The organism is Klebsiella sp. HMSC09D12, from assembly GCF_001808475.1.
Lineage (GTDB): Bacteria > Pseudomonadota > Gammaproteobacteria > Enterobacterales > Enterobacteriaceae > Klebsiella > Klebsiella oxytoca.
On record NZ_KV793473.1, the window covers coordinates 155,856 to 179,883 of the forward strand.

Annotated in this window: 22 protein-coding genes; 14 read left to right on the forward strand and 8 right to left on the reverse strand. The window is 56.6% G+C overall.

Features of this window, described 5'->3' with window-relative positions; translation table 11 throughout:
* Window positions 1–14: 14 nt before the first annotated feature.
* Window positions 15–2,315: an FdhF/YdeP family oxidoreductase gene (locus tag HMPREF3178_RS12205; RefSeq protein ID WP_017145913.1), complete on the forward strand. Its 2,301-nt coding sequence runs from the start codon at window positions 15–17 to the stop codon at window positions 2,313–2,315.
* Window positions 2,316–2,357: 42 nt separating this feature from the next.
* Here the strand turns inward: HMPREF3178_RS12205 and HMPREF3178_RS12210 are convergent, their stop codons facing one another.
* Together HMPREF3178_RS12210 and HMPREF3178_RS12215 are read right to left on the reverse strand one after the other, a co-directional pair.
* The gene (locus HMPREF3178_RS12210) at window positions 2,358–2,975 is read right to left on the reverse strand and encodes a LysE family translocator (RefSeq protein WP_017145912.1); all 618 of its coding nucleotides are present in this window, start codon (window positions 2,973–2,975) and stop codon (window positions 2,358–2,360) included.
* Between the two features lie 84 nt (window positions 2,976–3,059).
* Window positions 3,060–3,872, reverse strand: a complete 813-nt coding sequence (locus HMPREF3178_RS12215) for a helix-turn-helix transcriptional regulator (protein WP_017145911.1) — start codon at window positions 3,870–3,872, stop codon at window positions 3,060–3,062.
* 156 nt (window positions 3,873–4,028) lie between these two features.
* On the opposite strand from HMPREF3178_RS12215, the gene HMPREF3178_RS12220 reads away from it, so the two are divergent.
* Entirely contained in the window at window positions 4,029–4,934 is a 906-nt protein-coding gene (locus tag HMPREF3178_RS12220; protein ID WP_004101980.1) for a LysR family transcriptional regulator, read from the forward strand.
* Here HMPREF3178_RS12220 and HMPREF3178_RS12225 read toward each other — a convergent pair.
* Window positions 4,931–5,830 (reverse strand): LysR family transcriptional regulator, encoded by a 900-nt coding sequence (locus HMPREF3178_RS12225; protein WP_029496826.1) that lies wholly within the window; start codon window positions 5,828–5,830, stop codon window positions 4,931–4,933. The genes HMPREF3178_RS12220 and HMPREF3178_RS12225 overlap by 4 nt on opposite strands.
* A gap of 104 nt (window positions 5,831–5,934) precedes the next feature.
* Between HMPREF3178_RS12225 and HMPREF3178_RS12230 the strand changes: the two genes are divergently transcribed.
* The gene (locus HMPREF3178_RS12230) at window positions 5,935–7,098 is read left to right on the forward strand and encodes an MFS transporter (RefSeq protein ID WP_070585176.1); all 1,164 of its coding nucleotides are present in this window, start codon (window positions 5,935–5,937) and stop codon (window positions 7,096–7,098) included.
* A gap of 17 nt (window positions 7,099–7,115) precedes the next feature.
* Here the strand turns inward: HMPREF3178_RS12230 and HMPREF3178_RS12235 are convergent, their stop codons facing one another.
* Window positions 7,116–8,525: an MFS transporter gene (locus tag HMPREF3178_RS12235; protein WP_017145908.1), complete on the reverse strand. Its 1,410-nt coding sequence runs from the start codon at window positions 8,523–8,525 to the stop codon at window positions 7,116–7,118.
* Between the two features lie 289 nt (window positions 8,526–8,814).
* On the opposite strand from HMPREF3178_RS12235, the gene HMPREF3178_RS12240 reads away from it, so the two are divergent.
* The 5 genes from HMPREF3178_RS12240 to mgtU all read left to right on the forward strand — a co-directional run bounded on the left by HMPREF3178_RS12240 (window position 8,815) and on the right by mgtU (window position 13,514).
* Complete coding sequence (locus HMPREF3178_RS12240; RefSeq protein WP_017145907.1) at window positions 8,815–9,309, forward strand: anti-virulence regulator CigR family protein; 495 nt, start codon at window positions 8,815–8,817, stop codon at window positions 9,307–9,309.
* A 412-nt stretch (window positions 9,310–9,721) separates the two neighbouring features.
* Window positions 9,722–10,417 (forward strand): MgtC family protein, encoded by a 696-nt coding sequence (locus HMPREF3178_RS12245; protein WP_026055962.1) that lies wholly within the window; start codon window positions 9,722–9,724, stop codon window positions 10,415–10,417.
* Window positions 10,418–10,572: 155 nt separating this feature from the next.
* Entirely contained in the window at window positions 10,573–13,305 is a 2,733-nt protein-coding gene (mgtA, locus tag HMPREF3178_RS12250; RefSeq protein ID WP_004101988.1) for a magnesium-translocating P-type ATPase, read from the forward strand.
* 18 nt (window positions 13,306–13,323) lie between these two features.
* Entirely contained in the window at window positions 13,324–13,416 is a 93-nt protein-coding gene (gene mgtR, locus HMPREF3178_RS30915) for a protein MgtR (RefSeq protein ID WP_004101989.1), read from the forward strand.
* A gap of 11 nt (window positions 13,417–13,427) precedes the next feature.
* Window positions 13,428–13,514, forward strand: coding sequence for a magnesium transporter protection protein MgtU (mgtU, locus tag HMPREF3178_RS32020; protein ID WP_251009858.1), 87 nt, complete (start codon window positions 13,428–13,430; stop codon window positions 13,512–13,514).
* A 50-nt stretch (window positions 13,515–13,564) separates the two neighbouring features.
* Here the strand turns inward: mgtU and katG are convergent, their stop codons facing one another.
* Complete coding sequence (gene katG / locus HMPREF3178_RS12255; protein ID WP_017145906.1) at window positions 13,565–15,748, reverse strand: catalase/peroxidase HPI; 2,184 nt, start codon at window positions 15,746–15,748, stop codon at window positions 13,565–13,567.
* 265 nt (window positions 15,749–16,013) lie between these two features.
* Window positions 16,014–16,946 (reverse strand): LysR family transcriptional regulator, encoded by a 933-nt coding sequence (locus HMPREF3178_RS12260; protein WP_017145905.1) that lies wholly within the window; start codon window positions 16,944–16,946, stop codon window positions 16,014–16,016.
* A gap of 99 nt (window positions 16,947–17,045) precedes the next feature.
* On the opposite strand from HMPREF3178_RS12260, the gene HMPREF3178_RS12265 reads away from it, so the two are divergent.
* Window positions 17,046–17,480, forward strand: coding sequence for a DMT family transporter (locus HMPREF3178_RS12265; protein WP_016809042.1), 435 nt, complete (start codon window positions 17,046–17,048; stop codon window positions 17,478–17,480).
* Window positions 17,481–17,489: 9 nt separating this feature from the next.
* Window positions 17,490–17,954 (forward strand): DMT family transporter, encoded by a 465-nt coding sequence (locus HMPREF3178_RS12270; protein WP_004101994.1) that lies wholly within the window; start codon window positions 17,490–17,492, stop codon window positions 17,952–17,954.
* A gap of 31 nt (window positions 17,955–17,985) precedes the next feature.
* Here HMPREF3178_RS12270 and HMPREF3178_RS12275 read toward each other — a convergent pair whose 3' ends face one another.
* The gene (locus HMPREF3178_RS12275; protein WP_017145904.1) at window positions 17,986–18,699 is read right to left on the reverse strand and encodes a B3/B4 domain-containing protein; all 714 of its coding nucleotides are present in this window, start codon (window positions 18,697–18,699) and stop codon (window positions 17,986–17,988) included.
* A gap of 43 nt (window positions 18,700–18,742) precedes the next feature.
* Here HMPREF3178_RS12275 and HMPREF3178_RS12280 point away from each other — a divergent pair, with 43 nt between their 5' ends.
* The 3 genes from HMPREF3178_RS12280 to HMPREF3178_RS12290 all read left to right on the forward strand — a co-directional run bounded on the left by HMPREF3178_RS12280 (window position 18,743) and on the right by HMPREF3178_RS12290 (window position 22,299).
* The gene (locus HMPREF3178_RS12280; protein ID WP_004101997.1) at window positions 18,743–19,345 is read left to right on the forward strand and encodes a helix-turn-helix domain-containing protein; all 603 of its coding nucleotides are present in this window, start codon (window positions 18,743–18,745) and stop codon (window positions 19,343–19,345) included.
* A gap of 186 nt (window positions 19,346–19,531) precedes the next feature.
* Complete coding sequence (gene mrdA, locus HMPREF3178_RS12285) at window positions 19,532–21,451, forward strand: penicillin-binding protein 2 (RefSeq protein WP_004102000.1); 1,920 nt, start codon at window positions 19,532–19,534, stop codon at window positions 21,449–21,451.
* 104 nt (window positions 21,452–21,555) lie between these two features.
* A complete protein-coding gene (locus HMPREF3178_RS12290) occupies window positions 21,556–22,299 on the forward strand; it encodes a glutamine amidotransferase (protein WP_017145902.1) in 744 nt (247 codons plus the stop codon).
* A gap of 2 nt (window positions 22,300–22,301) precedes the next feature.
* On the opposite strand, the gene HMPREF3178_RS12295 is transcribed toward HMPREF3178_RS12290, so the two are convergent.
* A complete protein-coding gene (locus HMPREF3178_RS12295; RefSeq protein WP_016809038.1) occupies window positions 22,302–22,850 on the reverse strand; it encodes a TetR/AcrR family transcriptional regulator in 549 nt (182 codons plus the stop codon).
* Between the two features lie 114 nt (window positions 22,851–22,964).
* On the opposite strand from HMPREF3178_RS12295, the gene HMPREF3178_RS12300 reads away from it, so the two are divergent.
* Window positions 22,965–23,747 (forward strand): SDR family NAD(P)-dependent oxidoreductase, encoded by a 783-nt coding sequence (locus HMPREF3178_RS12300; protein WP_017145900.1) that lies wholly within the window; start codon window positions 22,965–22,967, stop codon window positions 23,745–23,747.
* Window positions 23,748–24,028 lie beyond the last annotated feature (281 nt).

Here is a 24,028-nt window from a genome sequence, read left to right on the forward strand (position 1 = left end):
CATCAGGAGTCAACATGAGTAATAGAAGACGCGTCGTTCCCGGCGTCCATCCCTATGATGGTCCGGCGGGCGGCTGGGGTGCCTTAAAAGCCACCGCGATCGCCGTGCGTACGCAAATGGGCGCGCTCGATGCTCCCGCCACGCTGCTGCGGACCAATCAGCCGGATGGTTTTGATTGCCCTGGCTGCGCCTGGCCCGACAAAGAGCATAAATCGACGTTTCAGTTCTGTGAAAACGGCGCCAAAGCGGTGACCTGGGAAGCAACCAGTAAACGCGTGACGGCAGAGTTTCTGGCGACCAATACCGTGACCTCGCTGCTGGCGAGGAGTGATTTCGAGCTGGAAGGCTACGGGCGCTTAACTCAGCCTCTGGCCTATGATCGGGCCAGCGATACCCTGCGTCCTGTCTCATGGGAAGCGGCGTTTGCCCGTATCGGCGCCATTCTCCGGACGCTGCAGCCTCATGAAGTCGAGTTCTATACCTCCGGACGCGCCTCTAACGAAGCGGCCTTCCTGTTCCAGCTGTTCGCCCGCGAATATGGCACCAACAACTTTCCGGACTGCTCCAATATGTGCCATGAGTCGACCAGCGTCGGCCTGCCGCAGTCCATCGGTATCGGTAAAGGGACGGTCTCACTTGATGATTTTGATAAGACCGAGCTGGTGATTTCTATCGGCCACAATCCCGGAACCAACCATCCGCGCATGATGGGCACGCTGCACGAACTGGCGCGCCGGGGCGTGCCGATTATCGTCTTCAATCCGCTAAAAGAGCGGGCGCTGGAACGTTTCGCCGATCCGCAGAACGTCATTGAGATGGCGACCTACAGCTCAACCAACATTGCATCGACTTACTTCCAGGTCAAAGCGGGAGGCGACGCGGCGGCGCTTAAGGGCATCGCGAAGGCGCTGCTGCAGCTGGAAGCAGAACAGGGCAAAGTGCTGGATCGGGCGTTTATCGATGAGCATACGCTGGGCTTTACCGACTTTGCGCAGGATCTACAGGCGACGCAGTGGCAGGATATTGAGTGCGAGTCGGGTTTAACGCGGGGCGATCTTGAACGGGTAGCGGCGGCCTATGCCAAATCTCACGCCACTATTATCACCTACGGCATGGGCATTACCCAACATAATAAGGGCACCGCTAACGTCCGTCTGATAGCCGACCTGCTGTTGATGCGCGGCAATATCGGTAAGCCGGGTGCCGGAATCTGCCCGCTGCGCGGACACTCCAACGTGCAGGGTAACCGCACCGTCGGCATCACGGAAAAGCCGAGCCCCCAGTTTCTGGCCAACCTGCAGCGGGTGTTTGGTTTTACGCCGCCGCAGGAGCATGGCCATGATGCGGTAAAAGCGCTGCAGGCGATGATCGAGGGTAAATCGAAAGCGCTTCTCTGCCTGGGTGGTAACTTCGCGGTGGCTATGCCGGATAGCGAACGGGCTTTTCCGGCGATGCGGGGGCTGGATTTGAGCGTGCATATTGGCACCAAGCTCAATCGTTCGCATCTTCTGGTGGCGAAAGAGACCATCATCCTGCCGTGTCTTGGGCGAACCGAACTCGATCTGCAGGAGACGGGACGGCAGTCGATCACCGTCGAAGATTCGATGTCGATGGTGCATGCATCGTCGGGCAAACTGAAACCCGGTTCACCTGAACTGCGCTCGGAACCGGCGATTGTTGCCGGGATGTCCATGGCGACGCTGACGGAGAGCAAAATTGACTGGCTGGCGCTGGTCGCCGACTACGATCGGATCCGCGATCTGATTGAGCAGACCATCCCCGGCTTTAACCACTACAATCAGCGCATTCGCCATCCCGGCGGTTTTCGCATGCCGCTGCCGCCGACGGAGCGTATCTGGCCCACGCCGACCGGCAAAGCGATGTTCTCCGTTTTCGACGGGGTGCACGAAAACCAGCAGGTAGAAGGGCATGAGGTGATGCGCCTGGTGACGCTGCGCAGCCACGATCAATACAACACCACCATCTATGCCATGGACGATCGCTATCGCGGCGTGTTTGGCCGTCGCGACGTGCTCTTTATGAACGAACAGGATATGGCTGATCTGGGATTTGAACACGGCGACCGGGTGGATATCCGCTCCGCGCTGCCGGGTCACCATCAGCGGCTGGAAGATATCACGCTGGTTGCCTACAACATCGCCCCGGGCACCGTTGCGGCCTACTACCCTGAAGCTAACGTTCTGGTTCCTCTGGATTACCTTGATAAAGAGAGTGGAACGCCATCGTATAAATCGGCGCCCGTGCGCTTAACCTTGCGCTCGAAAGAGATTCGCGCGCTGACAGCGCTTCGCTAACCCCTTTTGCCCACGGCGATCGTCGCGTCGTGGGCAAAATCGCTACCTCTGCGCCAGAATGAGCTTAACCCCTAGCCCGACGAAACCGGCGGCAAAGCAGGCTCTCAGCCCCTGTAAAACCCCCGGACGCGTCAGCACGTATCCGCGCATCGCTGCAGAAAAGGCGCCGTAGAGCAGAAAAATCAGCAGCGTCATCAGCATAAACACAGTGCTCAGGATCAGCATTTCGCCGATCGGCGACCTCGAGTTGCGCTGGATAAACTGCGGTAGAAAGGCGAGAAAGAAGAGCGGCAGTTTGGGGTTGAGCAAATTGATCAGGATCGCGTGGCTGATGACCTGACGCGAGTTGCGTTGCTCGATGCCTGTCACGCTCAGGCTCCCGCGCTGGGTCAGGGTGGCCCACGCCAGATACAGCAGCCAGGCAACGCCGGCGAACTTCACCAGCTCGAATGCGCCTGGCGTACTGTGGAGGATGGCCGCCAGCCCGGTTATCGCCGCCAGCATATGTGGAATAATGCCCAGCGTGCAGCCGACGGCCGCGGCAAAACTCATGCGTCTGCCCGCCGTCAGGCCGGTGGCAATGGTGTAAAGCGTCCCGGTACCGGGAGCGATGACCACAATAAGCGACGTTAAGAGAAACTCAGGGCTGATAAATGCCATGATGTCTTCCTGTGGGAGAGAATCGAGGCCCTGAGTATTTCGCAAAGCGCCGCGCGGGTATTGAACAAAATTGCACAGTTTCAGCTAGCGGCTCGCCTGAACGATAGCCTGGTAGCTGCCCGGCGTGACGGCAAACTGTTTTTGAAATGCGCGGGTCAGGTGGCTTTGGTCGGCAAAACCGGCCATGAAGGCGGTATCGGCGAGGGAGTGACCCTCCATCAGCAGACGACGCGCCAGACGAACGCGGGACTGTATCAAATAGGCGTGTGGCGTGATGCCGGTCGCGCGCGCGAAGCCGCGGATCAGCTGAAAGCGGCTGAGACCGCAAAGCCTGGCAAGCGCCTCAAGAGAGATTTTCTCTTCGGGGGCATCATCGAGATATTGTCTGGCCAGCACGATGGCGGGGGAGCCGATTTTGCCCGGCCGCCTGGCGCAGAGATGAAATTGGCAAACCTGCATCAGGCAGAGCAGCAGCGCTTCTTCCACGGCGGCGTCATCCGGCGCGCTGGCAACGATCTCGCGAAACAGCCGCTGCATTTGCCCGCGCAGCATCGGGTCTTCGACTACCGGGCGCAGGAGGATCTCTTCAGCCTTCATCTCTCCCTGCAACTCGTCAACGACACGCTCAGGATCGAGATAGACCATCTGCCAGCTGCGCGGGCCATCCAGTGGAATACCATCGTGCATCTCGCCCGGATTAACCATAATGATATCACCGGCGGCGGCCTCAATTTTGCCCAGATGGCTCCACGAACGCTGCGCGCCCTGAGTGAAAATCCCGATACCGAACTGGTCATGGGAATGGCGCGGAAAGCGCTGATCCGTGGCTAACGATATGGCTTCCAGGCCTGGCATGGCCAGCCGGTGCTGCTGAACGTGATGAAGGCGGGTTTTCAACGGTTTCTCCTGCCGGTGCATCCCATGAGTGTAGCCTCAGGCACGCAGGACGAGCAACGGTCGACCGGCGCTTGAATTTCATCAACGCTGAACATAACATTTAACTAACATTTTGCCTGCTGCACCGGCAGCGGATTGCGCAAACAGTGGATGATAATGGATATTAAACAGCTTAAGTACCTGATTGCGCTCGACAGAACACGACATTTTGGCCAGGCCGCAGCGGCGTGCCACATTACTCAGCCTACGTTATCAATGCGTATTCGCAATCTCGAAGAAGAGCTCAATTTAACCCTTATCCAGCGCGGACAGCGCTTTGAAGGATTTACCCCGGAGGGCGAGCGTATTCTGGCCTGGGCGCGAGCGCTGCTGGCGGCGCATGACGGATTAGAAGCCGAGGCGGCTATCTGTCGGGGGCAGATGGTCGGCCAGCTAAGGGTGGGGATGGTGCCTTTAGCCAGCCTTAATCCGATGCAGTTGATAAAACCGCTGGCGGAGAACTATCCGGAGCTGCAGTTCAGCCTGCTGTCCATGACGTCGGAACAGATTATCGACGGCGTCAGCCGCAACCAGCTGGATTTAGGGATCTGCTACCTGCACCACGTCGATAGCCAGCTGTTCAACGTGCTCTGGCTGCCGCATACGCGTATGGGGCTGCTGCATGATAAACGTCATTATCAATTTACCGATGCGACGCCGGAGTGGGAGACGCTGGCCGCGCTGCCGCTGGGCTTTCTGACCAAGGGCATGTACTACCGAGAATCGATTGAAATGAGCTTTAAGGCCAAGGGACTGGCGCCAAAATACGTTTTTGAAAGCGATTCCACGTTTCAGATCATCCAGGCGGTGCAGGCCGGGATCTGCTGCGCGATTATGCCGCTGAATAACGGACTGGAAGCGTTAAGCGATAACCTGGAAATCAGGCCGATTGCCGAAACGGAGGTCGACTCGATGCTGGCGCTGATCATGCGCAACAAAGAGCCGGTGTCATCGCTGGCGGAAAAATGCTTTGCCGATGCCCAGGCGATTTTTAGCGAACGCCAGCAGGATGAAGGCGCTTAGCCTGCCATCTGCCTCTGGATAAATTCAAGCCAGACGCGCATTCTGGCGGGCATAAAATGGCGCTCCCGATAGAGGGCTGAAAGCTGTAACGGCGCCGGCGGTAACTCAAGCGTGACTTCCTGTAGCTCCCCGCGATTGATAAACGGGCGGCAGGGTTGTTCCCCCAGAATAGCGAATCCGACGCCGGCAAGAGCGGCATGCAGCGCCATTTCGCCGCTGTTGACGCGATAGTGTCCGCTGACGTTAACCTTTTTAAAGCTCCCGTCCGCCGCGACAAACTGCCAGGCTTGCCCCGCGAGGGCGCTGACGGTGGTGATACAGGGTAGCGAGGTTAATTGCTCGCTGTCTGTCGGCATACCCGTTCTGGCTATCAGCTGCGGGGAAGCGACCACGCAGCAGGGAAAAGAAAAGAGCGGGCGCGCAATAACGCTGATGTCTTCCATTTTGCCGCGAGTGATGATCACCGCAATATCCACATCCTCTTTTAACACCTCCGTTCCCGCCAGATTAGTCGCACAGCTCACGGTTATTTTTGGGTAGCGCAGGGCAAATTGCGCCATTAGCGGCGCAAACAGCGAGGGGCCAATTTCGTTAGGGAGACACAGGCGTAGGAGCCCTTCGGGTTCTGCCTGCTGTTGCGTTAGCTCAGCTTCCGTAGCGGCTAGCTGCTCCAGCACGGGTCGCATACTGGCGAGCAGCGTCTGACCGGCAGAGGTCAGCTTCATATGTCGGGTACTGCGCTGTATCAAGCGCAGCTGAAGGCTCTGCTCAAGCTGGGATATCTGTCGGCTCACGTTCGATGAGGGCATCTGCAGCGCTTTTGCGCCGGCGCTAAACGAGCCATTTTCCGCCACGGTGACGAAGACCCGCAGCGCGTTGAGATCCAATCTTTTCACTCTCGATTATCCCAATTTTGATAACTAACAACCCCATTTTTACCGTCTTATGTCCGGTTTTACCAGACGCTAGACTCCCCGTATTACACAGTCAGGAGTGTTACATGCCCGGATATCTGGTACGAATAACGTTGATCATGGCTTTTGTTCAATTTATCAACGCGCTCGAATATATGATTTTTAATCCCTTATTTGCCTGGATGGCGCCGACGTTTCAGGTGCCGGTAAGCCAGGCGGGTTACGTCACCGGCATTTATACGCTGGCTTCCGTCATTGCGGGGGTCAGCGTCTGGCGATGGGTCGGTAACGTTAAACCCCGGCGCTTTTTGCTCTGCAACATGGCCCCGCTGGGGGGGTTAACAATAATGACGCTGACCACCACCAGTTTTAGCGGATTGTTGTTTTGGCGTTTTCTCGCCGGTCTGGTCGGCGGAACAACGATGGGGGTGGGCAGCAGTTTGCTGGTCAACATTATGCCAGCACACCTGCGTCCTCGGGCGTTGGCCTCAACGATTGCCGCATTCTCGCTGGTCAGCATCGTCGGCATGCCGACGATGTTATTTCTCAGTGAAAAAATCGGCTGGCAGATAGCCCCCGCGACGATCGGCGGACTCTGCCTGATTGCGTTGCCACTGATAAAACTCGCGCTGCCGGAACAGCCCGTTGCGGCGAACCGTCAGGCAGATTTGCGCTGGTCTTCATTGGTGCTGTTTTACGCCTCCGGCAACGCCCTCGCGCAGTTCAGTGCGATGTTAATCATTCCGCTGCTGGTTCCGTTACTGACGGCGAAAATGGGGGTCAGCGGCGATCAATTACCGTGGATCTTTTTCGCTGGCGGACTGGCGGGGCTGTGCGCCACTAAACTTACCGGCAAGCTATGCCAGCATTACAGCGGCTACTGCATCAGCCTGCTGGCCAGTCTGCTGTTTATACTGAGCCTGAGCATCGCTTTTACCTTCAACCACGGCGGCGGGCTGTTTATGGTGTTGTTTCTGGCGGCCGCCTACTGTCGCCTGGTGGCCTCATCGGCAGTGGCGATGCGTTTTCCAGAGGATGGCGCCAGGGCGGGGTTTACCCTTTTACAGAATACCCTGATGTCATTAAGTACGGCGGCGGCTTTTCTGCTTTCGTCAAGGTTGTTATCGGTTGCCGGGAACGGCGTGCGGGCGATGAATGGGATATTGCTGCTCTGCGCCCTGAGCGCATTGCCGCTGCCGTGGCTACTACGGGTTCAGGAGAAAAAATTAGCCGCGCGCGCCGCCGGTTAAACCGGCGGCGGCAGTCATCAAATATTCTCCAGGCTAATCCCTCGGGTTTTTGGTCCAAAGATGCCTACTGAAAGCATCACCATCAGCATGCTGGCGACGATAAAGCTAATTACCCCGGGTGTACCGGCGTATTGCAGAATAATGCCGATCAAAATGCTGGTGATCGCCGTGGACAGGCGGCTAAAGGAGTAGCAAAAGCCGACCGCCCGCGCGCGAATATGGGTCGGGAAAACTTCGGCCTGGTAGGCGTGATAGCTAATGGTCAGCCAGGCGTTTGACCAGGTGATCATAAACCCGCAGATCACCAGCAGCACCGGACTGTTCTGAAGCGCAAACAGGGTACCAAATACCACCGTCATCAGCGCGGAAAACACAATTTGCCATTTGTTTTCAAAACGATGGACGAAGCGGGTACAAAACAGGCAGCCAATCGGATAGGCGAGGGTAATAAAAAACGCATACAGCAGGCTGTGGGTGATGCTCGCTCCCTGGCCGGAAAGCAGGGCCGGTAGCCAATTGCCGAAGCCAAAGAAGCCGATGGCCTGGAAGAAGTTCATCACCATCAGCATAATCGTGCGTTTGCGGTACTGCGGCGCCCAGATCGCTTTAAAACTTCCCAGCCTGCGCGGATGCTCCTGCGTCTGCACCTGATGGCGCGGCGAGGGAGAAACGCCGCAGCGCTGTTCCATTTCGCACATGACCTTATGGGCCTCATCATGGCGGCCCTTTTCCTCCAGCCAGCGCGCCGATTCCGGCAGCTTCTTGCGGATGACCCAGATGATCAATGAGCAGAGCGCGCCGAAGATAATCACCCAGCGCCAGCCGGTCAGGCCGAAAAGGGTAATCGGCACCAGCATCCACGACATCAGCGCCACGGCGGGAACCGATAAAAACTGAATAAAGAAGGCGAAAGCGAAGGCTTTATTGCGCAGATGCGTCGGCACCCATTCGCTTAAGTAAGTGTCGATGGTCACCAGCTCAATACCGAGACCGATGCCCACCAGAAAGCGGCAGAAGATAACCCCTTCAGCGCTGCTTTGCAGGGCCATCATCAGGGAAAACACGCCGTACCAGGCGAGGGCGAACATAAACGTCAGGCGGCGGCCCAGTTTGTCCGCCAGCGGCGCAAGCAGGCTGGCGCCGATAAACAGCCCCATAAAGGTAGACGAGGCGAAGGCGGCCTGGTCTGAAATCCCGAAAATACCCTGTTCGCCGGTATGGAAAATATTCTCTGCCAGCAGCCCGGTACTGATATAACCGGTCTGAAAAAGATCGTAGAGCTCGAAGAAACCGCCCAGCGCCAGAAGGGTGATAAAAGACCACAGGCCAACGGAGGCGGGCAGCGCATCAATGCGAGCGGTCAGGCTGGAGTGGGAGCGTCCCGGAGAGGCGAACGCGGCGTCGCCCAGGACCTGGGTGGTAGACATATTATTATTTTCCTTAGATGAAATGTTTGCCTGCTAATGTTATTTGATTGTTAATGGTTTTAAATTTTTAATCGCATCGGTGAAAAGGCATTTGCAGAATAAAATAATGTGAATAAGGTTTGGTTGGCGTTGTATGCTGGTTTCTGCGTTTGACCCGCCCAAAGGTTGAAGGAATTCACCATCATGCCGCTAAGTTTTGACCAGAATTTCATTTAGGAAAACGAGAGATTGTTGCGCTGAGGTTATTCATCTACATTCATAGCGAGTACTCCCTCTCAGGAAAAAAATCATGTCCAGAAAGCAAGTTTTGCAAGCGGCGCTGGCGGCGGCGCTTTCGCTGACCATGATGGCGACGCCTGTTTTCGCCAACCCCGGTAACGGCAACGGCGGCGGTAACCATGGGAATAACGGTAACAACGGCAATAGCGGTAAAAACAACGTTGATAAGGGCAACAAGGGTCATAAAGAAGGAAACCCGGGGCAGAGAAAAAATTACGGCAAACCCGATCATGTCTCTGCCGATATCAGCTTCTCCAGAGCGCGTTCGCTGGCGGTAAACTACGGTTTAACCGGCTATCAGTCGCTGCCGCCGGGGATAGCAAAAAACCTGGCTCGCGGAAAACCTCTGCCGCCGGGGATTGCCAAAAAAGCGGTTCCGGCATCGATGCTTAACGAACTGCCGTACTATCCTGGCTATGAATGGCGCGTGGTGGGCCAGGATTTGGTGCTAATCGCGCTGAGTACGGCGATCGTGACGTCGATAATTAATGGCGTCTTTGATTAGTCAATTAACCCCGGTTCGCGCCGGGGTTAAGGTTATCGTGGCGGGAGTTGCGCATTAAGGTCATTCTAAACAAATCGTCACTAAAGCGAGATTTTAACTTTACTCGAATAATTGAATGACTATAATGAGCACAAATTCACACAGGAGAAATATGTTGGACAGTCACCCTTACTTAAACATCAAGGCAAGCTGACGCTATTTTTTCTGCGCTGCTTGCCAACCGGCGGGCAGCAATCTCCTCATCCAGACGATTGCATCCCATAAAAATAACGCAGCATGGCTGCGAGGATAATCGTCATGTTCATGTTTAAAAATACATTATTCCCTCCACCGTCAACACGACGTTAATCGCCTTCCGGGCGACAATTTGTCGTGTGCTTAATAAAGCACATAGTTAATTCTTCCAGCAAAAATGGAGGAAACTATGTTGATGTTTCCTTATATCGCAAATTTACTCGCCGCGATGCTGTTGGGCGCGCTGATTGGCGCTGAAAGACAGTGGCGTCAGCGTATGGCCGGCCTGCGCACCAACTCGCTGGTCGCCACCGGCGCGGCGGTTTTTATTCTGAGCTCCATTTCAACATCGCCGGACAGCCCCGGACGTATTGCCGCGCAGGTGGTATCCGGAATTGGTTTTCTCGGCGCCGGCGTCATCATGCGTGAAGGCATGAACGTGCGCGGCCTGAATACCGCCGCAACCCTGTGGTGCTCTGCGGCGATTGGTGTACTGTGCGGTTTAGGCCAGTTCTGGCAAGCAGCGGCGGCAACGCTGATAATCCTCTGCGCCAATATTCTACTGCGCGAAGCGGCGCAGAGAATTAATCAGATCCCCGGCGCGACAGAAGAAGAGAAATGCTACGTTCTGAATATTGTCTGTCAAAGCGAATATGAAAATGCGATTCGTCAGCTATTGCTTAATATCAGTAAAGAGATGACGCTCAGCCTTCAGGGACTGGTGTCGACAGCAGCAAAAGAACAAGGGCATAAAGAAATCCGCATCGAACTGGTGGGAAATACCGACTGTCGAAAAGCGCGAGATCTCATTATGACAAGAATTGGCGGGGACGAAAACATTACGTCAGTCCGCTGGTGCGTCGAGGGGAGTTAACCTCGTGACTATTTCACTCTGACAATCATTTGTCTAAGGAGGGAATGATGGATATTCCCAGGCGATTAAAGTAATAAGCGTTTAATAACGTAAAAATGAATTATGCATAAGTCATTTATGCAGGGATAACGACGTCTTAAATTTGAGGATTAATCATGACTGACATGAAAATAGAAAACCGGAAAATAAACCGGTCTGCGTCAGAAAATGATAAGCAGCATAAAAAAAGCTTCGCCATTGAAACCGAGGCATTTAACAGCCCGGATCATACGCTGGCGCGGTTAAACAGCAGTCGCCACGGGCTCACCACCGAAGATGCCCTTGAACGACTGGATGAATACGGCCGCAATGAAGTGGCGCATGAGCAGGCGCCGCCGGCGTTGATCCAGCTTTTGCAGGCATTCAATAACCCGTTTATCTATGTCCTGATGGCGCTGGCCGCCGTCAGCTTCGTGACCGATTACTGGCTACCGCTGCGTAACGGCGAAGAGACCGATCTGACCGGGATCATCATTATCGTCACGATGGTTAGCCTGAGCGGGTTATTGCGTTTCTGGCAGGAGTTTCGCACCAACAAAGCGGCGCAGGCGCTGAAATCCATGGTCCGCACCACGGCGACGGTGCTGCGTCGCGGTCCCGGGAATATGGGGCCGGTGCAGGAAGAAATTGCCATTGAGGAGCTGGTGCCCGGGGATATCATCTTCCTGGCGGCGGGGGATCTGGTTCCGGCAGACGTCCGCCTACTGGAATCCCGGGACCTGTTTGTCAGCCAGTCGATACTCAGCGGCGAGTCGCTGCCGGTTGAAAAGTATGACGTTCTGGCCAGCGTTTCCGGTAAAGGATGCGACAGGCTTCCCGAGCCGAACAAAGATAAAAGCCTGCTGGAGATGGGCAATATCTGTCTGATGGGCACTAACGTGACCAGCGGCAGGGCGCAGGCGGTGGTGGTGGCCACCGGAAACCGTACCTGGTTTGGTTCGCTGGCGAAATCCATCGTCGGCACGCGTACCCAGACGGCGTTCGACCGCGGGGTAAACAGCGTCAGCTGGCTGCTGATCCGCTTTATGCTGGTGATGGTACCGATTGTGCTGCTGATTAACGGCTTCAGCAAAGGTGATTGGGTTGAGGCCTCGCTGTTTGCCCTGGCGGTAGCGGTTGGCCTGACGCCGGAAATGCTGCCGATGATCGTCAGCTCCAACCTGGCGAAAGGCGCTATCGCCATGTCGCGGCGCAAAGTGATCGTCAAGCGGCTGAACGCCATCCAGAACTTTGGCGCTATGGACGTGCTGTGTACCGATAAAACCGGTACGTTAACTCAGGACAATATCATCCTTGAGCATCACCTTGATGTCAGCGGTCATGAGAGCGACCGGGTGCTGACGCTGGCCTGGCTTAACAGTAGCAGCCAGAGCGGGGCGCGCAACCTGATGGACCGGGCGGTGCTGCGCTTTGGCGAGGGGCGGATTGCGCCAGCGACCAAAGAGCGTTTTGTCAAACTTGATGAACTGCCGTTTGATTTTGTCCGCCGTCGGGTCTCGGTGTCGGTGGAAGATGTCCGCCACGGTGACAAAAGCCTGATCTGCAAAGGCGCGGTCGAAGAGATGCTGATGGTCGCCACGCATCTTCGTGAAGGCGATAACGTTGTGGCGCTGGATGAAACCCGACGCGATCTGCTGTTAGCCAAAACGAAGGACTATAACGCCCAGGGCTTCCGCGTGCTACTGGTCGCAACCCGCAAGCTGGATGACTCCGCGCTGACCACGCCGCTATGCACCGCCGATGAGCAGGGATTGACGGTTGAAGGGATGCTGACTTTCCTCGATCCGCCGAAAGAGAGCGCGGGAAAAGCCATTACCGCGCTGCGCGATAACGGCGTGGCGGTGAAAGTGCTGACCGGCGATAACCCGGTGGTTACGGCGCGTATTTGCCTGGAAGTGGGCATCGATGCCCACGGTATTCTGACCGGCGCCCAGATTGAAGCGATGACGGATCGCGACCTGGAGCGAGAAGTGGAAACGCGCTCGGTATTCGCGAAGCTGACGCCGCTGCAGAAGTCGCGCATCCTGAAAACGCTGCAGAAAAACGGCCACACCGTCGGCTTTCTCGGCGACGGCATCAACGATGCGCCAGCCCTGCGCGATGCGGACGTCGGCATTTCGGTTGACAGCGCGGCGGATATCGCCAAAGAGGCATCGGATATCATCCTGCTGGAAAAGGATCTGATGGTGCTGGAAGAAGGGGTGATCAAAGGACGTGAGACGTTCGGCAATATCATTAAGTACCTGAATATGACTGCCAGTTCTAACTTCGGCAACGTCTTCTCGGTACTGGTGGCCAGCGCGTTTATTCCGTTCCTGCCGATGCTGGCGATTCATCTGCTGATTCAGAACCTGATGTACGATCTCTCCCAGCTCTCGCTGCCGTGGGACAAAATGGACAAAGAGTTTCTGCGCAAGCCGCGCAAGTGGGATGCGAAGAATATCGGCCGTTTTATGCTGTGGATTGGCCCAACCTCGTCCATTTTTGATATCACCACCTTCGCGCTGATGTGGTACGTGTTTGCAGCAAATCACGTCGAAGCCCAGGCGCTGTTCCAGTCCGGGTGGTTTATTGAAGGACTGCTGTCGCAAACGCTGGTGGTGCATATGCTGAGAACGCAGAAAATTCCGTTTATCCAGAGCCGGGCGACCTTGCCGGTGCTGCTCACCACCGCGGTGATTATGGCTATCGGGATCTACATTCCGTTCTCGCCGCTGGGAGCGATGGTCGGACTGGAGCCCCTACCGCTGAGCTACTTCCCATGGCTGGTCGCGACGCTGCTCAGCTATTGCCTGGTAGCGCAGGGCATGAAGCGTTTCTATATCAAACGTTTCGGTCAGTGGTTCTGATGATAAGGAGGCGCAGAGATGAATCGTTCTCCGGATACCATCATCGCGCTGATATTTTTCCTGATGGGTTTGCTGGTGCTGCTGTTAGCAATCTGGCAAATCCTGTTCTGAAAGGGGGCGCGATGCGCAGAGGATCGCTGGATAAAGTCTTTATTCAGGTGGCGATTATTGCGGCCATCATTATTCTGCTGACAATCTGGATTAGATAAGAGGATCCCGGGCCAGTGGCCCGGGATGTGCATTTCTGCCGGTAAAGATGTTACAGATCGAAGCGGTCGAGGTTCATCACTTTGGTCCATGCGGCGACAAAGTCACTAACGAACTTTTGCCGCGCATCGCTGCAGGCATACACTTCTGCCAGCGCACGCAGGACGGAGTTAGATCCAAAGACCAGGTCAACGCGGGTCGCGGTGTATTTCTCTTCGCCGCTCTTACGGTCGCGACCGATAAACATCTCAGCGTGCTCATCAGCGGCTTTCCAGACGGTGCCCATATCGAGCAGATTGACGAAGAAATCATTGCTCAATACGCCCACGCGGTCGGTAAACACGCCGTGACGGCTGCCGTCGAAGTTAGCGCCCAGCACGCGCAGGCCACCCACCAGTACCGTCATTTCCGGCGCCGTCAGCGTTAACTGCTGCGCCTTATCAATCAGCAGCGTTTCGGTGGAAATGCCGCCGCCAATGCGGCGATAGTTGCGGAAACCATCGGCCAGCGGCTGCAGCAGATCCATCGCTTCGACATCGGTCTGATCCTGGCGCGCATCGACGCGGCCAGGAGCAAAGGGGACGCTAACCTGAACGCCCGCCGCAGCGGCAGCCTGCTCAATGCCCACTACGCCAGCCAGAACGATGATATCGGCCAGCGAAGCTTTACCGGACGCCTGCTGAATCGCCTGCAGGGTCGGCAGCACGCGGGTTGCGATAGCGTTCACCGGCCAGGCATTCTGCGGTTCCAGCGCCAGACGTGCGCCGTTGGCGCCGCCGCGTTTATCGCCACCGCGGAAGGTGGAAGCCGACGCCCAGGCCACGGAAACCAGCTCGCTGACCGACAGACCAGCATCGGCAATAGCGGTTTTCAGCGCGGCGATGTCTTCTGCGCCCGGGTTGTGGATCGCTGCCGGTAACGGGTCTTGCCAGATCAAATCTTCTTTCGGTACTTCCGGACCCATATAGCGGGATTTCGGCCCCATATCGCGATGGATCAGTTTAAACCACGCGCGGGCGAAAGCCTCGTTAAAGGCCTGCGGATCGTTAAGGAAGCGACGGCAAATTTTATCGAATTCCGGGTCAAAGCGCAGCGTCAGGTCAGTCACCAGCATGGTCGGCTTACGTTTTATCTCTGGATTAAAAGGATCAGGGATAATTTCGGGGCCGTCTTTCGCTTCGAACTGAATCGCGCCTGCCGGGCTACGGGTTTGTACCCATTCATATTTGTACAGGTTTTCTAAGAAGTAGTTGCTCCACTGAGTCGGCGTTTGCGTCCAGACAACCTCAAGACCAGAGGTGATGGCATCCGCGCCTGCGCCGCTATTGTAGCTGTTCGCCCAACCGAGACCCTGCGCTTCAATCGGCGCCGCTTCCGGCTCTGCGCCTACGTGGGTGGTCACCGCAGCACCGTGCGTTTTACCCAGCGTATGGCCACCGGCGATCAGCGCGACGATCTCTTCATCATTCATCGCCATATTACCGAAGGTAGCGCGAATCGCTGCGGCTGCGGAGAGCGGGTCGCCGCTGGCGTTGGGGCCTTCCGGGTTAACGTAAATCAGACCCATTTCAGTGGCGCCAATGGCCTGCTGATTCAGGCTTTCCGGATGGCGGTGAGCCAGCCATTCGGTTTCATTACCCCAGTCAACATCCAGATCCGGTTCCCAAACGTCTTCGCGGCCGGCCCCGAAGCCAAAAGTACGGAAGCCGGAATTTTCCAGCGCCACGTTGCCCGCCAGCATATAGAGGTCGGCCCAGGAGATTTTCTGACCGTATTTCTGTTTTATCGGCCACAGCAGGCGACGGGCCTTATCGAGGCTGACGTTATCCGGCCAGGAGTTGAGCGGAGCGAAACGCTGCTGACCGCGTCCGGCGCCGCCGCGACCGTCAACGGTGCGGTAGGTACCGGCGCCGTGCCATGCCATACGAATAAACAGCCCGATATAGCTGCCCCAGTCCGCTGGCCACCACTCCTGCGAGTCATTGAGCAGGGCATGCAGGTCGGCTTTCAGCGCTGAATAGTCGAGCTTTTTAAACTCTTCCCGATAGTTAAAGTTCCCCCCCAGCGGGTTAGAGCGATTGGAGTGCTGGTTCAGCAAATCGACGCGTAGCTGATTGGGCCACCAGTCGCGGTTGCCGGTACCACCGCCCGCGCTCTGCGTTGGCGTTGGCGTTTCGGCGTGAAAAGGGCATTTCCCTGCGGATGGGGTGTTCGATGGATCGTTTGACGTGCTCATATCAGGCTCCGTTTGCTTTTGTGAATGCCATTACGATATACACTGCTTCGAGTAAACGATATGTGAATAAAACTACGGATTTAATAGATAATTCCGTTCAATTGCTCTTGTAAAAACCGAACATATGTCATTGTTGAATGATTAGTTTTCGGTATTAACGCGAACACAATAATAGGAACCTCAGGGTAAAGGAATCGTTAAAACCGCTTCAGCGCCGGGGAAGACGCATTGTTTGCGTTACGACAATTTTCATGCGTAAAAAAGCTTAGCGCTGCCAGTATAAAGGCGTACCAAAAACGTCGACAAAATAGTCAATTACCGTCCGTACGTTTAGCGAAGGGTGGCGAGCGTGAGGATAAATCGCCGACACTGGCGAAGGCGTGCTGCTAATCGCGGCGGTGAAATGAGGCATCAAATGAATCAGTCTTCCCGCGCCAATGGCTTCGTTGACCATCCAGTCGGGAAAAAGTACTACCCCCATGCCGCCCAGCGCGGCGGTCAGCAACGCATCGGCGTTATTGGATGCCAGCTGCGGGGTTTGCGGATAGTGAACCCATTCGCCTTCCGCGAGGCGAAATAACCAGCGGTTAGGCCCGTTTGAACCGCTGTACACCAGCGTACTGTGCTGGCGAAGATCTTCCGGCCGCTGCGGAACACCGCGACGCTGCAGATAGCGCGGGGCGGCAACCAGATAGTGATGCTGCATCCCCAGCACTCTGGCATGAACGCTGGAGTCGGGCAGGCTACCGATGCGGAAAATAACATCGGTCGCCTCCCGATGCGGATCGATAAAATCATCGGTCAGCGCCAGCTCAATTTGCATTTGTGGATAACGTTCGCTCAGACCCGGTAGCCATGGCGCAATATGGCGCTGGCCAAAGTAGACCGGGGCGTTGATTCGCACCAGCCCCCCAGGCTCAAGGCTCCGATCCTGCAGGTCGCGTCTGGCGGCGCTGAACTGTTCGCTGATGCCTCTGGCATGTTCGGCAAAAAGACGTCCGGCTTCGGTGGGCACCACTGCGCGGGTATTACGATAAAACAGCTGTTGGCCGAGGGAGTCTTCAAGCTGATGAATGACGCGCGACACCATGGACGGGGAAACGCCTTCCCGTCGCGCCACCACGGAAAAGCTCTGGCTGTCGTACACGGCGATGAACAGCTGTAGCGCCCGAAAATTCACATTACCCGCATCGCTCATTTATGCAATATCCGCAAAAGTGTTTCCCTGATTGTACCGTTTTTCACACTACTTCGCTGTTTTATGCTCTGCCGCCTGATTAATAAGCGGAATTTAATGATGCAGTTATTACTGATTTTTCTGGTGATTGCCGGCGGCATGGGTCTGTCCGTCGAAGCCGGGCTACTGGGACCGCTGGCCGGTCAGGTAGGGGATTTATGGGCGACGTTCAGTATATTTGGCGTCGGGAGCGCCCTCACGTTTTTGCTGATGCTGCTGTTTGGCCCGCGCCAGAGCCCCTCATTTTTCTCTTTACCCGGCTGGCAGCTCACCGGAGGCGTGCTGGGACCCATTTACGTCGTCATTTTAACCGTTGCCGTACCGGTGATCGGTATCGCTATGACCATGATCGGCATTCTTGCCGGCCAGGTCTGTAAAAGCCTGCTGATCGACCATTACGGTCTGTTCGGTTCGCCAAAACGTAAAATCGATGGGCGGCGGCTTATTGCTCTGCTGTTAATCGTTGTCGCCCTGGTTCTGATTGCCACAAGCTGAGGTTGTAAAATGAGTAGCATAATGATTTTGTTGGCGCTGGTCGGCGGCGCGATGCTGAGTATGCAGGCGGCGATCAACGGCCGTTTAGGTAGTCAGGTTGGCGTGTTTCGTAGCGCATTTCTCACCTTTGCCGTGGGAGGATTGATCACCGCGCTGCTGATTTTGTATTTTGAGCCTCACCAGACGATGACGCTGCTCGATGTGCCGAAATGGCAGCTGCTGGGGGCGTTTTGCGGTGTACCCTATATCGTGATTATGGTGCTGGCGGTTCAGCGTATCGGCACCGCGACGGCCACGGTAGCGGTGATTTTTGGCCAACTGGCCATGAGCCTGCTGATTGATAATTTCGGCTGGCTGGGAAATGACGCCATCGCTTTCTCCCCGGGCAGGCTGGGGGCGATCGTCTGTCTGGGGCTGGCGTTGTTCTTTATTTATCGCTCCAGTTCAGTGGCCGCAGCGGAAGATAAGCAGTAGAGAGACATCTGTTTTGCCCGGTAGCGATACGCTACCGGGCGCCCCCTGTCAGCCAGACGTCGGCCGTTATCAGCTGCGAATACATTTTCGCTTCGGGCATCATCGACAGTAGACCGGCCATCAGCATTTCTCCTGCCTCATGAAGCGCGCTAAGCGGCATTTCCGGCAGACTTTCAAGAATAAACCACATCCGCGGACTCTCTACGCTCAGGCGAGTGCGTACTCCCTGTCGCCAGTTCCAGCGTCGGCAGGTCACCCCTGCGTCATCGCACCAGACCACTTCACCCGCGTCGGGGTTTTCGAAGACGATCTTTCCCTCTTTGACGGTATCGAACGGCTCGCTGCCGTCGGCAATTCTCAGTTGCGGGACGCCAACGTAAGCCGCCAGGTTTTCCCCACCGACCGGCACGGCGTAGCGCAGGCTCACCGCATTATAGAGATCGACGATCGGATCGAGCGCTGCCATTTCGCCATCGCGCAGCACCCGCCTGCGCAAGGCTTCCGCCGAGCAGGGCGTGCGCTTAGGCTTTGCGCCAAAGGCGCGGAATACCTCGTTCCAGGCCTGCAAATGGGCTTCCGCCCACTGCGGCTCACCGGCGATAACCGCACGGCAGGCGGAATGGAGCGCTTCTGCACCAACCTGCGGCGCGCGTACGGGAGCAGAGATAACATCAATGCTCAGGGCGCGAAAGCCGGGAGCCAGCGCCGACACCTGTGGGCTGATTGACGGTAATACGTTATTCATTGGATAATCCTTTAACGACTATTTTAAAGCATGATATCGACCGATGACCAAAAAAGTCAATATAACGACCGGGGCGGGTGCTGATGCCGCCAGCATCAATGAAGCCGTTGCGGCGCGCATTAAGCGCTATCGGGCGGAAAAGAAGATCTCCCTCGATGAACTATCAAGGCGCGCGGGCGTCAGCAAAGGGATGCTGGTAGACATTGAAGCCTGCCGGGCTAACCCGAGCATTGCGCTGTTATGCCGTCTGGCGTCAGCCATGGGCGTTGCGGTGGCCGATTTCGTCAATGTTGCCTCCGCGCCGCCGGTAAAGGCGATCGCCGCAGGCGATATCCCCACGCTGTGGCAGGGTGAACAGGGCGGCCACGCGCGACTGCTGGCCGGAACCAGCGGTCCAGATATGGTGGAACTCTGGCAGTGGAGTCTTTATCCGGGCGAAATTTTTACTTCTCCGGGCCACGGAGAAGGGACCACGGAGCTGCTTTTTGTGACCGAGGGCGCCCTGACATTAACGGTGAACGACAGCCTCTATTTGATTCCCGCCGGTGATTCAGCCGTCGCACGTACCGACGCTCCGCATAGCTACGCTAACGCCGGCGAAACGGTGACGCGATTCACCATGACGGTCAGTGAAAAAGCGCGCTAGCCATTCGCCTCCGTCGATCTTACGATGGAGGTTATTTCAGTGACAGTGTCACTTTAAATCTCTAACATGCTGATACATTTCTGCCAAATCATTAGCAACCTTTCGGTAGGGCTCCCGCTGCGATAACGCTATTCTTCCCCGCTTTTCCTTTTTCAGGCCCTTTGTAACCCAGGTAAATGCCCGCTAATGTCCCTTATGAGAGATGAAATTCGCGACCATTCAGCGGAAGAGATGCTATTTATCCGCCGTGCCGTCATTGCGTTTCTACTGGTGGTGGTCTGCTTTGCTGTCCTGATTGTTAACCTCTACCGCCTGCAGGTAGAGCAGCACGACTTTTATCAGACCCGTTCAAACCAGAACGACATTAAAATGCTGCCCATCGCGCCGAGCCGCGGGCTGATTTTCGACCGCAACGGCATCCCGCTGGTACAAAATATTACCCTCTACCGTTTGCAGGTGATCCCGAGCAAAATCGCCGATATGACGGCGCTGCTGCAGCAGCTGACGCCGATTGTTGATTTAACCCCGCAGGATATCGCCGACTTCCGCGACGATATGCACCACACCAGCCGCTACAAAGAGGTGACCTTAAAATCGGACCTGAGCGATGTTGAGGTGGCGCGTTTTGCCGTCAATGAGTTCCATTTTCCCGGCGTTACCGTAGAGAGCTACCAGCAGCGCGCTTATCCCTACGGCGCCGAGCTGGCGCACGTAGTTGGCTATGTCTCGAAGATCAACGACAGCGATTTGCAAAAGCTGGCCAAAGCCGGCGAAGAAGAGAACTACGCCGCCGACCATAATATCGGTAAGCAGGGCATCGAAGGCTACTATGAGAAAGCGCTGCACGGCACCACCGGTTATCAGGAAGTTGAGGTGGATAACCACGGGCGGGTGGTGCGTCTGCTAAAAGAGGTGCCGCCGGTGGCCGGGAAGAACATCTACCTGACGCTGGATTTGCATCTGCAGCAGTATATCGAGTCGGTGCTGAAGGGGCAGCGCGCGGCGGTGGTCGCCGTCGATCCGCGCGACGGCGGCGTGCTGGCGATGGTTTCCAGCCCCAGCTATGACCCGAATCCCTTTGTCAGAGGCATTGGCTACCAGGCCTATCGTTCGCTGCTCGAAAACCCCGACCGTCCGCTTATTAACCGTGTCACCCAGGGGCTCTATCCGCCCGCGTCGACGGTGAAGCCCTACATGGCGCTGTCAGCGCTATCGGCGGGGGTGATCACGCCAACCACCTCCTTCTTCGGCGCGCCGACGTGGACGCTGCCGGGAACCCAGCGCCGCTACCGCGACTGGCTGAAGAGCGGCCACGGCATGCTTAACGTCACCAAAGCGATCGAAGAGTCGGCGGATACGTTTTTCTATCAGGTGGCGTTTGAGATGGGGATCGACCGTATTCACGAGTGGCTGAGCAAGTTCGGTTACGGTCAGTCTACCGGTATCGATCTTAACGAAGAGTATGCCGGGGTGCTACCGAGCCGGGAGTGGAAACAGCGGGTGCATAAAAAACCGTGGTATCAGGGGGATACCATTTCCGTCGGCATCGGCCAGGGCTACTGGATTGCCACGCCGATCCAGATGGTTAAAGCGCTGACGACCCTGATAAATAACGGCAAAGTGCAAAATCCGCATCTGCTTTACTCCATGAAGCAGGGGAATAGGGTCGAGCGCTATCAGCCACCGCAGAATCTGCCGCAGATTGGCGATCCGCATTCGCCATACTGGGACGTAGTGCGCAACGGTATGTACGGCATGGCGAACCTGCCAAACGGCACCGGGTATAAGCTGTTCCATACCGCGCCGTACCAGATCGCGGCAAAATCGGGGACGTCCCAGGTCTTCAGCCTGAAGGAGAATCAGACCTACAACGCGAAGATGATCCCGGTGCGCCTGCGCGACCATATCTTCTACACCCTGTTTGCGCCGTATCAGCATCCGAAGGTGGCGATGGCGCTGATTCTGGAGAACGGCGGCGGCGATGGCGTAGTGGCAGGACCGACGGCACGCGCCATCCTCGACCATATCTTTGACCCGGCCAACGCGCCGGCTGAACAGGGTGCTGCGGCTGCGGTGCCGCAGGTGGAGAGCGCGGACGCGCAGTAGACGTTATTCGCCCGGAGCATAAGCGTTAGCGGATTGGTTATTTGCCGCCGCTGGCGCTTTTGCTCATAGTAGGGCTCTGTGTTGTTGTGAAAAAAGGCCCTCCGATGTCGTTAAGCCGAAATACGCTTCTTATTGTGCAGACCGGCACCCCGCCGGATGAAATCGCCTCCGACCACGGCGATCTTCCCTCCTGGTTTGGTCATTTACTGGCGCCGTGGCGCAATAAAATCAGCGTGGCGCGAGTGTTTGCCGGGGAGACGCTTCCCGCCCCGGATAACGCGACCGTCGCGGTGATTACCGGCTCATGGGATATGGTGACCGAACGCCTGCCGTGGAGCGAAATGACCGCGGCCTGGATCCGCGAGGCAATGGCAATAGAGATGCCGCTGTTTGGCGTCTGTTACGGGCATCAGCTGATGGCGCATGCGCTGGGCGGCGAGGTGGATTACCATCCTGCCGGGCGCGAGGCCGGAAGCAAAACTATTTCGCTGTCAGAAAGCGGGCGGGCGGATCGTCTTCTGACCGATCATCCGGCGCCGTTCAGCGCGCATCTGACTCATATGCAAACGGTCACCCGATTACCGCCGGGGGCGAAGGTGCTGGCCTCGTCGCAGCACGATCCGCACCAGATTGTGCGCTACGGCGCCCATGCCGTCTCCACCCAGTTCCACCCGGAAATCACGCCGGCGATTGCCCGCTCGCTGATCGCGTACCGTCAGGCGGCACTGCGCAACGAGGGTATTGACCCGGATAATCTGAGCCTTGAGGTTGAGGAAAGCCCGGTGGCCTCGGCGATTTTGACCCGCTTTGTTGCCGGCTATCTGCCGCCGGATCGGGAAACGGCGTAACGTTAGCGCTGGTTTTCCTCAAGCCAGGCCGCTGTTTCTCGCAGGATTTCATCTGAAAACGCCGAATCAGCGGTCATTCGCGCCAGAATCAACGCCCCGACCATGGCAGACCAGTTGCCAATCGCCGCACGACGGCTCTTTTCCGGGTTTTTCTCATTAATCGCTTCGCTGAGATAAGCTATCTGCTGCTGCAGTCGCGCGGTCATTTCATCGCGTGCGGATTCAGACTGGCGGATGGTCTCCGCCGCCAGCGCTGCCAGCGGGCAACCGCTGGCAAAATTATCCCGGTGCTCGGGTGAGAGATAACGTGCGATAAGCGATTCGACGTCGTTATCCGCCGCTTCGCTCTCTATCTTCAGTTCAGCAAGGGTTTGTGCGATCAGGTCATCCTTCGATTTAAAGTAGCCGTAAAATCCGCCGTGGGTCAGACCGGCTGATTTCATAATATCGGTGACCGTGACCGCGTCAAAACCGCGCTCACGAAACAACCGGCCGGCGGCGGTCAGGATTGTCTGCTTATTCTCTTCAACCTGTTTTCTGCTCACTCTCATGGCGCGTTCCTGCGATAAATTATTTATGATGACCATCATATAACAATATTTACAGCTTACCCAGCTCGTGCCATTATACATGACGATCATCATGTATAATTCAGGAGTGTCGTTATGAGTAGTCAATCAGCAGTACTGGTGACCGGGGCATCGACAGGTATTGGCGCAGTCTATGCCGAACGTTTTGCTCGCCGCGGTCATGACCTGGTGCTCGTTGCGCGTCATCTCGAGCGGCTGACGGCGCTGGCCGAGCGGCTGCGCGGTGAAACCGGCGTTCAGGTCGACATCCTGCAGGCCGACTTAACTCAGGATAGCGACATTACCGCCGTCGAGCAGCGACTGCGGGAAGACGCACAAATTGGGATTCTGATTAACAATGCCGGCACGTCGATACCCGGCGATTTTCTTAACCAGAGCAGCGCCGATATCACTCGGCTGATTACCCTCAACGTTACTGCCGTGACCCGCCTGGCAAACGCTATCGCACCGCGTCTGACCCGGGCCGGAGCAGGGGCCATCGTCAATATTGCATCGGTGGTTGGACTGGGCCCAGAAATGGGCCTGACCGTATACGGCGCGACAAAAGCGTTTGTGCTGTTTCTTTCGCAGGGGCTCGACGTTGAGCTAAGCGCGAAGGGCGTATACGTGCAGGCGGTCCTGCCTGCGGCCACCCGTACCGAAATCTGGCAGCATAGCGGTAAAGATGTCAACGCCATTCCCGGCGTTATGGAGGTGGAGAAACTGGTGGATGCCGCCCTGGTCGGTTTTGACCGCCGCGAATTGGTCACCATACCGCCGCTGCAGGACGAAACGAAGTGGCAAATGCTTAACGCGATGCGTCAGGCTATGCTGCCCGCTTTCGTGCAATCTGAGCCAGCGGCACGTTATCTCGCCTGATCGTTTGTTTGTCTCACCGTGTATCGGAAAGGAGAGTCGATACACGGTGCGACAACATCGCGCCATCGCACGTCCGGCGCAGATATAACGCCTCGGGGAAAGCGCCCGAAGTGGCAGAATTTCCCGGAGGCGATGCTGCGCATCTGTCCGGGCTACCCGTCCTCAGCAGTCTGCAGGACTGTAGCCCGGGCAGGCGCCTTGTGCCGCCCCCGGGAGAAAAGTGCGGTGCAGCGGAATTCCTCCGGAAGCGATGCTGCGCATCTGTCCGGGCTACGCGTCCT

Bases quoted from the DNA above. Each gene is read 5' to 3' on its own strand.
- HMPREF3178_RS12260 (WP_017145905.1), bottom strand. From the start codon at position 16,946: ATGAGCGATGCGGGTAATGTGAATTTTCGGGCGCTACAGCTGTTCATC.
- mgtA (WP_004101988.1), top strand. From the start codon at position 10,573: ATGACTGACATGAAAATAGAAAACCGGAAAATAAACCGGTCTGCGTCA.
- HMPREF3178_RS12245 (WP_026055962.1), top strand. From the start codon at position 9,722: ATGGAGGAAACTATGTTGATGTTTCCTTATATCGCAAATTTACTCGCC.
- HMPREF3178_RS12280 (WP_004101997.1), top strand. From the start codon at position 18,743: ATGACCAAAAAAGTCAATATAACGACCGGGGCGGGTGCTGATGCCGCC.
- HMPREF3178_RS12300 (WP_017145900.1), top strand. From the start codon at position 22,965: ATGAGTAGTCAATCAGCAGTACTGGTGACCGGGGCATCGACAGGTATT.
- mgtR (WP_004101989.1), top strand. From the start codon at position 13,324: ATGAATCGTTCTCCGGATACCATCATCGCGCTGATATTTTTCCTGATG.
- HMPREF3178_RS12205 (WP_017145913.1), top strand. From the start codon at position 15: ATGAGTAATAGAAGACGCGTCGTTCCCGGCGTCCATCCCTATGATGGT.
- mrdA (WP_004102000.1), top strand. From the start codon at position 19,532: ATGTCCCTTATGAGAGATGAAATTCGCGACCATTCAGCGGAAGAGATG.
- katG (WP_017145906.1), bottom strand. From the start codon at position 15,748: ATGAGCACGTCAAACGATCCATCGAACACCCCATCCGCAGGGAAATGC.
- mgtU (WP_251009858.1), top strand. From the start codon at position 13,428: ATGCGCAGAGGATCGCTGGATAAAGTCTTTATTCAGGTGGCGATTATT.
- HMPREF3178_RS12290 (WP_017145902.1), top strand. From the start codon at position 21,556: ATGTCGTTAAGCCGAAATACGCTTCTTATTGTGCAGACCGGCACCCCG.
- HMPREF3178_RS12210 (WP_017145912.1), bottom strand. From the start codon at position 2,975: ATGGCATTTATCAGCCCTGAGTTTCTCTTAACGTCGCTTATTGTGGTC.
- HMPREF3178_RS12270 (WP_004101994.1), top strand. From the start codon at position 17,490: ATGAGTAGCATAATGATTTTGTTGGCGCTGGTCGGCGGCGCGATGCTG.
- HMPREF3178_RS12230 (WP_070585176.1), top strand. From the start codon at position 5,935: ATGCCCGGATATCTGGTACGAATAACGTTGATCATGGCTTTTGTTCAA.
- HMPREF3178_RS12275 (WP_017145904.1), bottom strand. From the start codon at position 18,699: ATGAATAACGTATTACCGTCAATCAGCCCACAGGTGTCGGCGCTGGCT.
- HMPREF3178_RS12265 (WP_016809042.1), top strand. From the start codon at position 17,046: ATGCAGTTATTACTGATTTTTCTGGTGATTGCCGGCGGCATGGGTCTG.
- HMPREF3178_RS12220 (WP_004101980.1), top strand. From the start codon at position 4,029: ATGGATATTAAACAGCTTAAGTACCTGATTGCGCTCGACAGAACACGA.
- HMPREF3178_RS12240 (WP_017145907.1), top strand. From the start codon at position 8,815: ATGTCCAGAAAGCAAGTTTTGCAAGCGGCGCTGGCGGCGGCGCTTTCG.
- HMPREF3178_RS12235 (WP_017145908.1), bottom strand. From the start codon at position 8,525: ATGTCTACCACCCAGGTCCTGGGCGACGCCGCGTTCGCCTCTCCGGGA.
- HMPREF3178_RS12295 (WP_016809038.1), bottom strand. From the start codon at position 22,850: ATGAGAGTGAGCAGAAAACAGGTTGAAGAGAATAAGCAGACAATCCTG.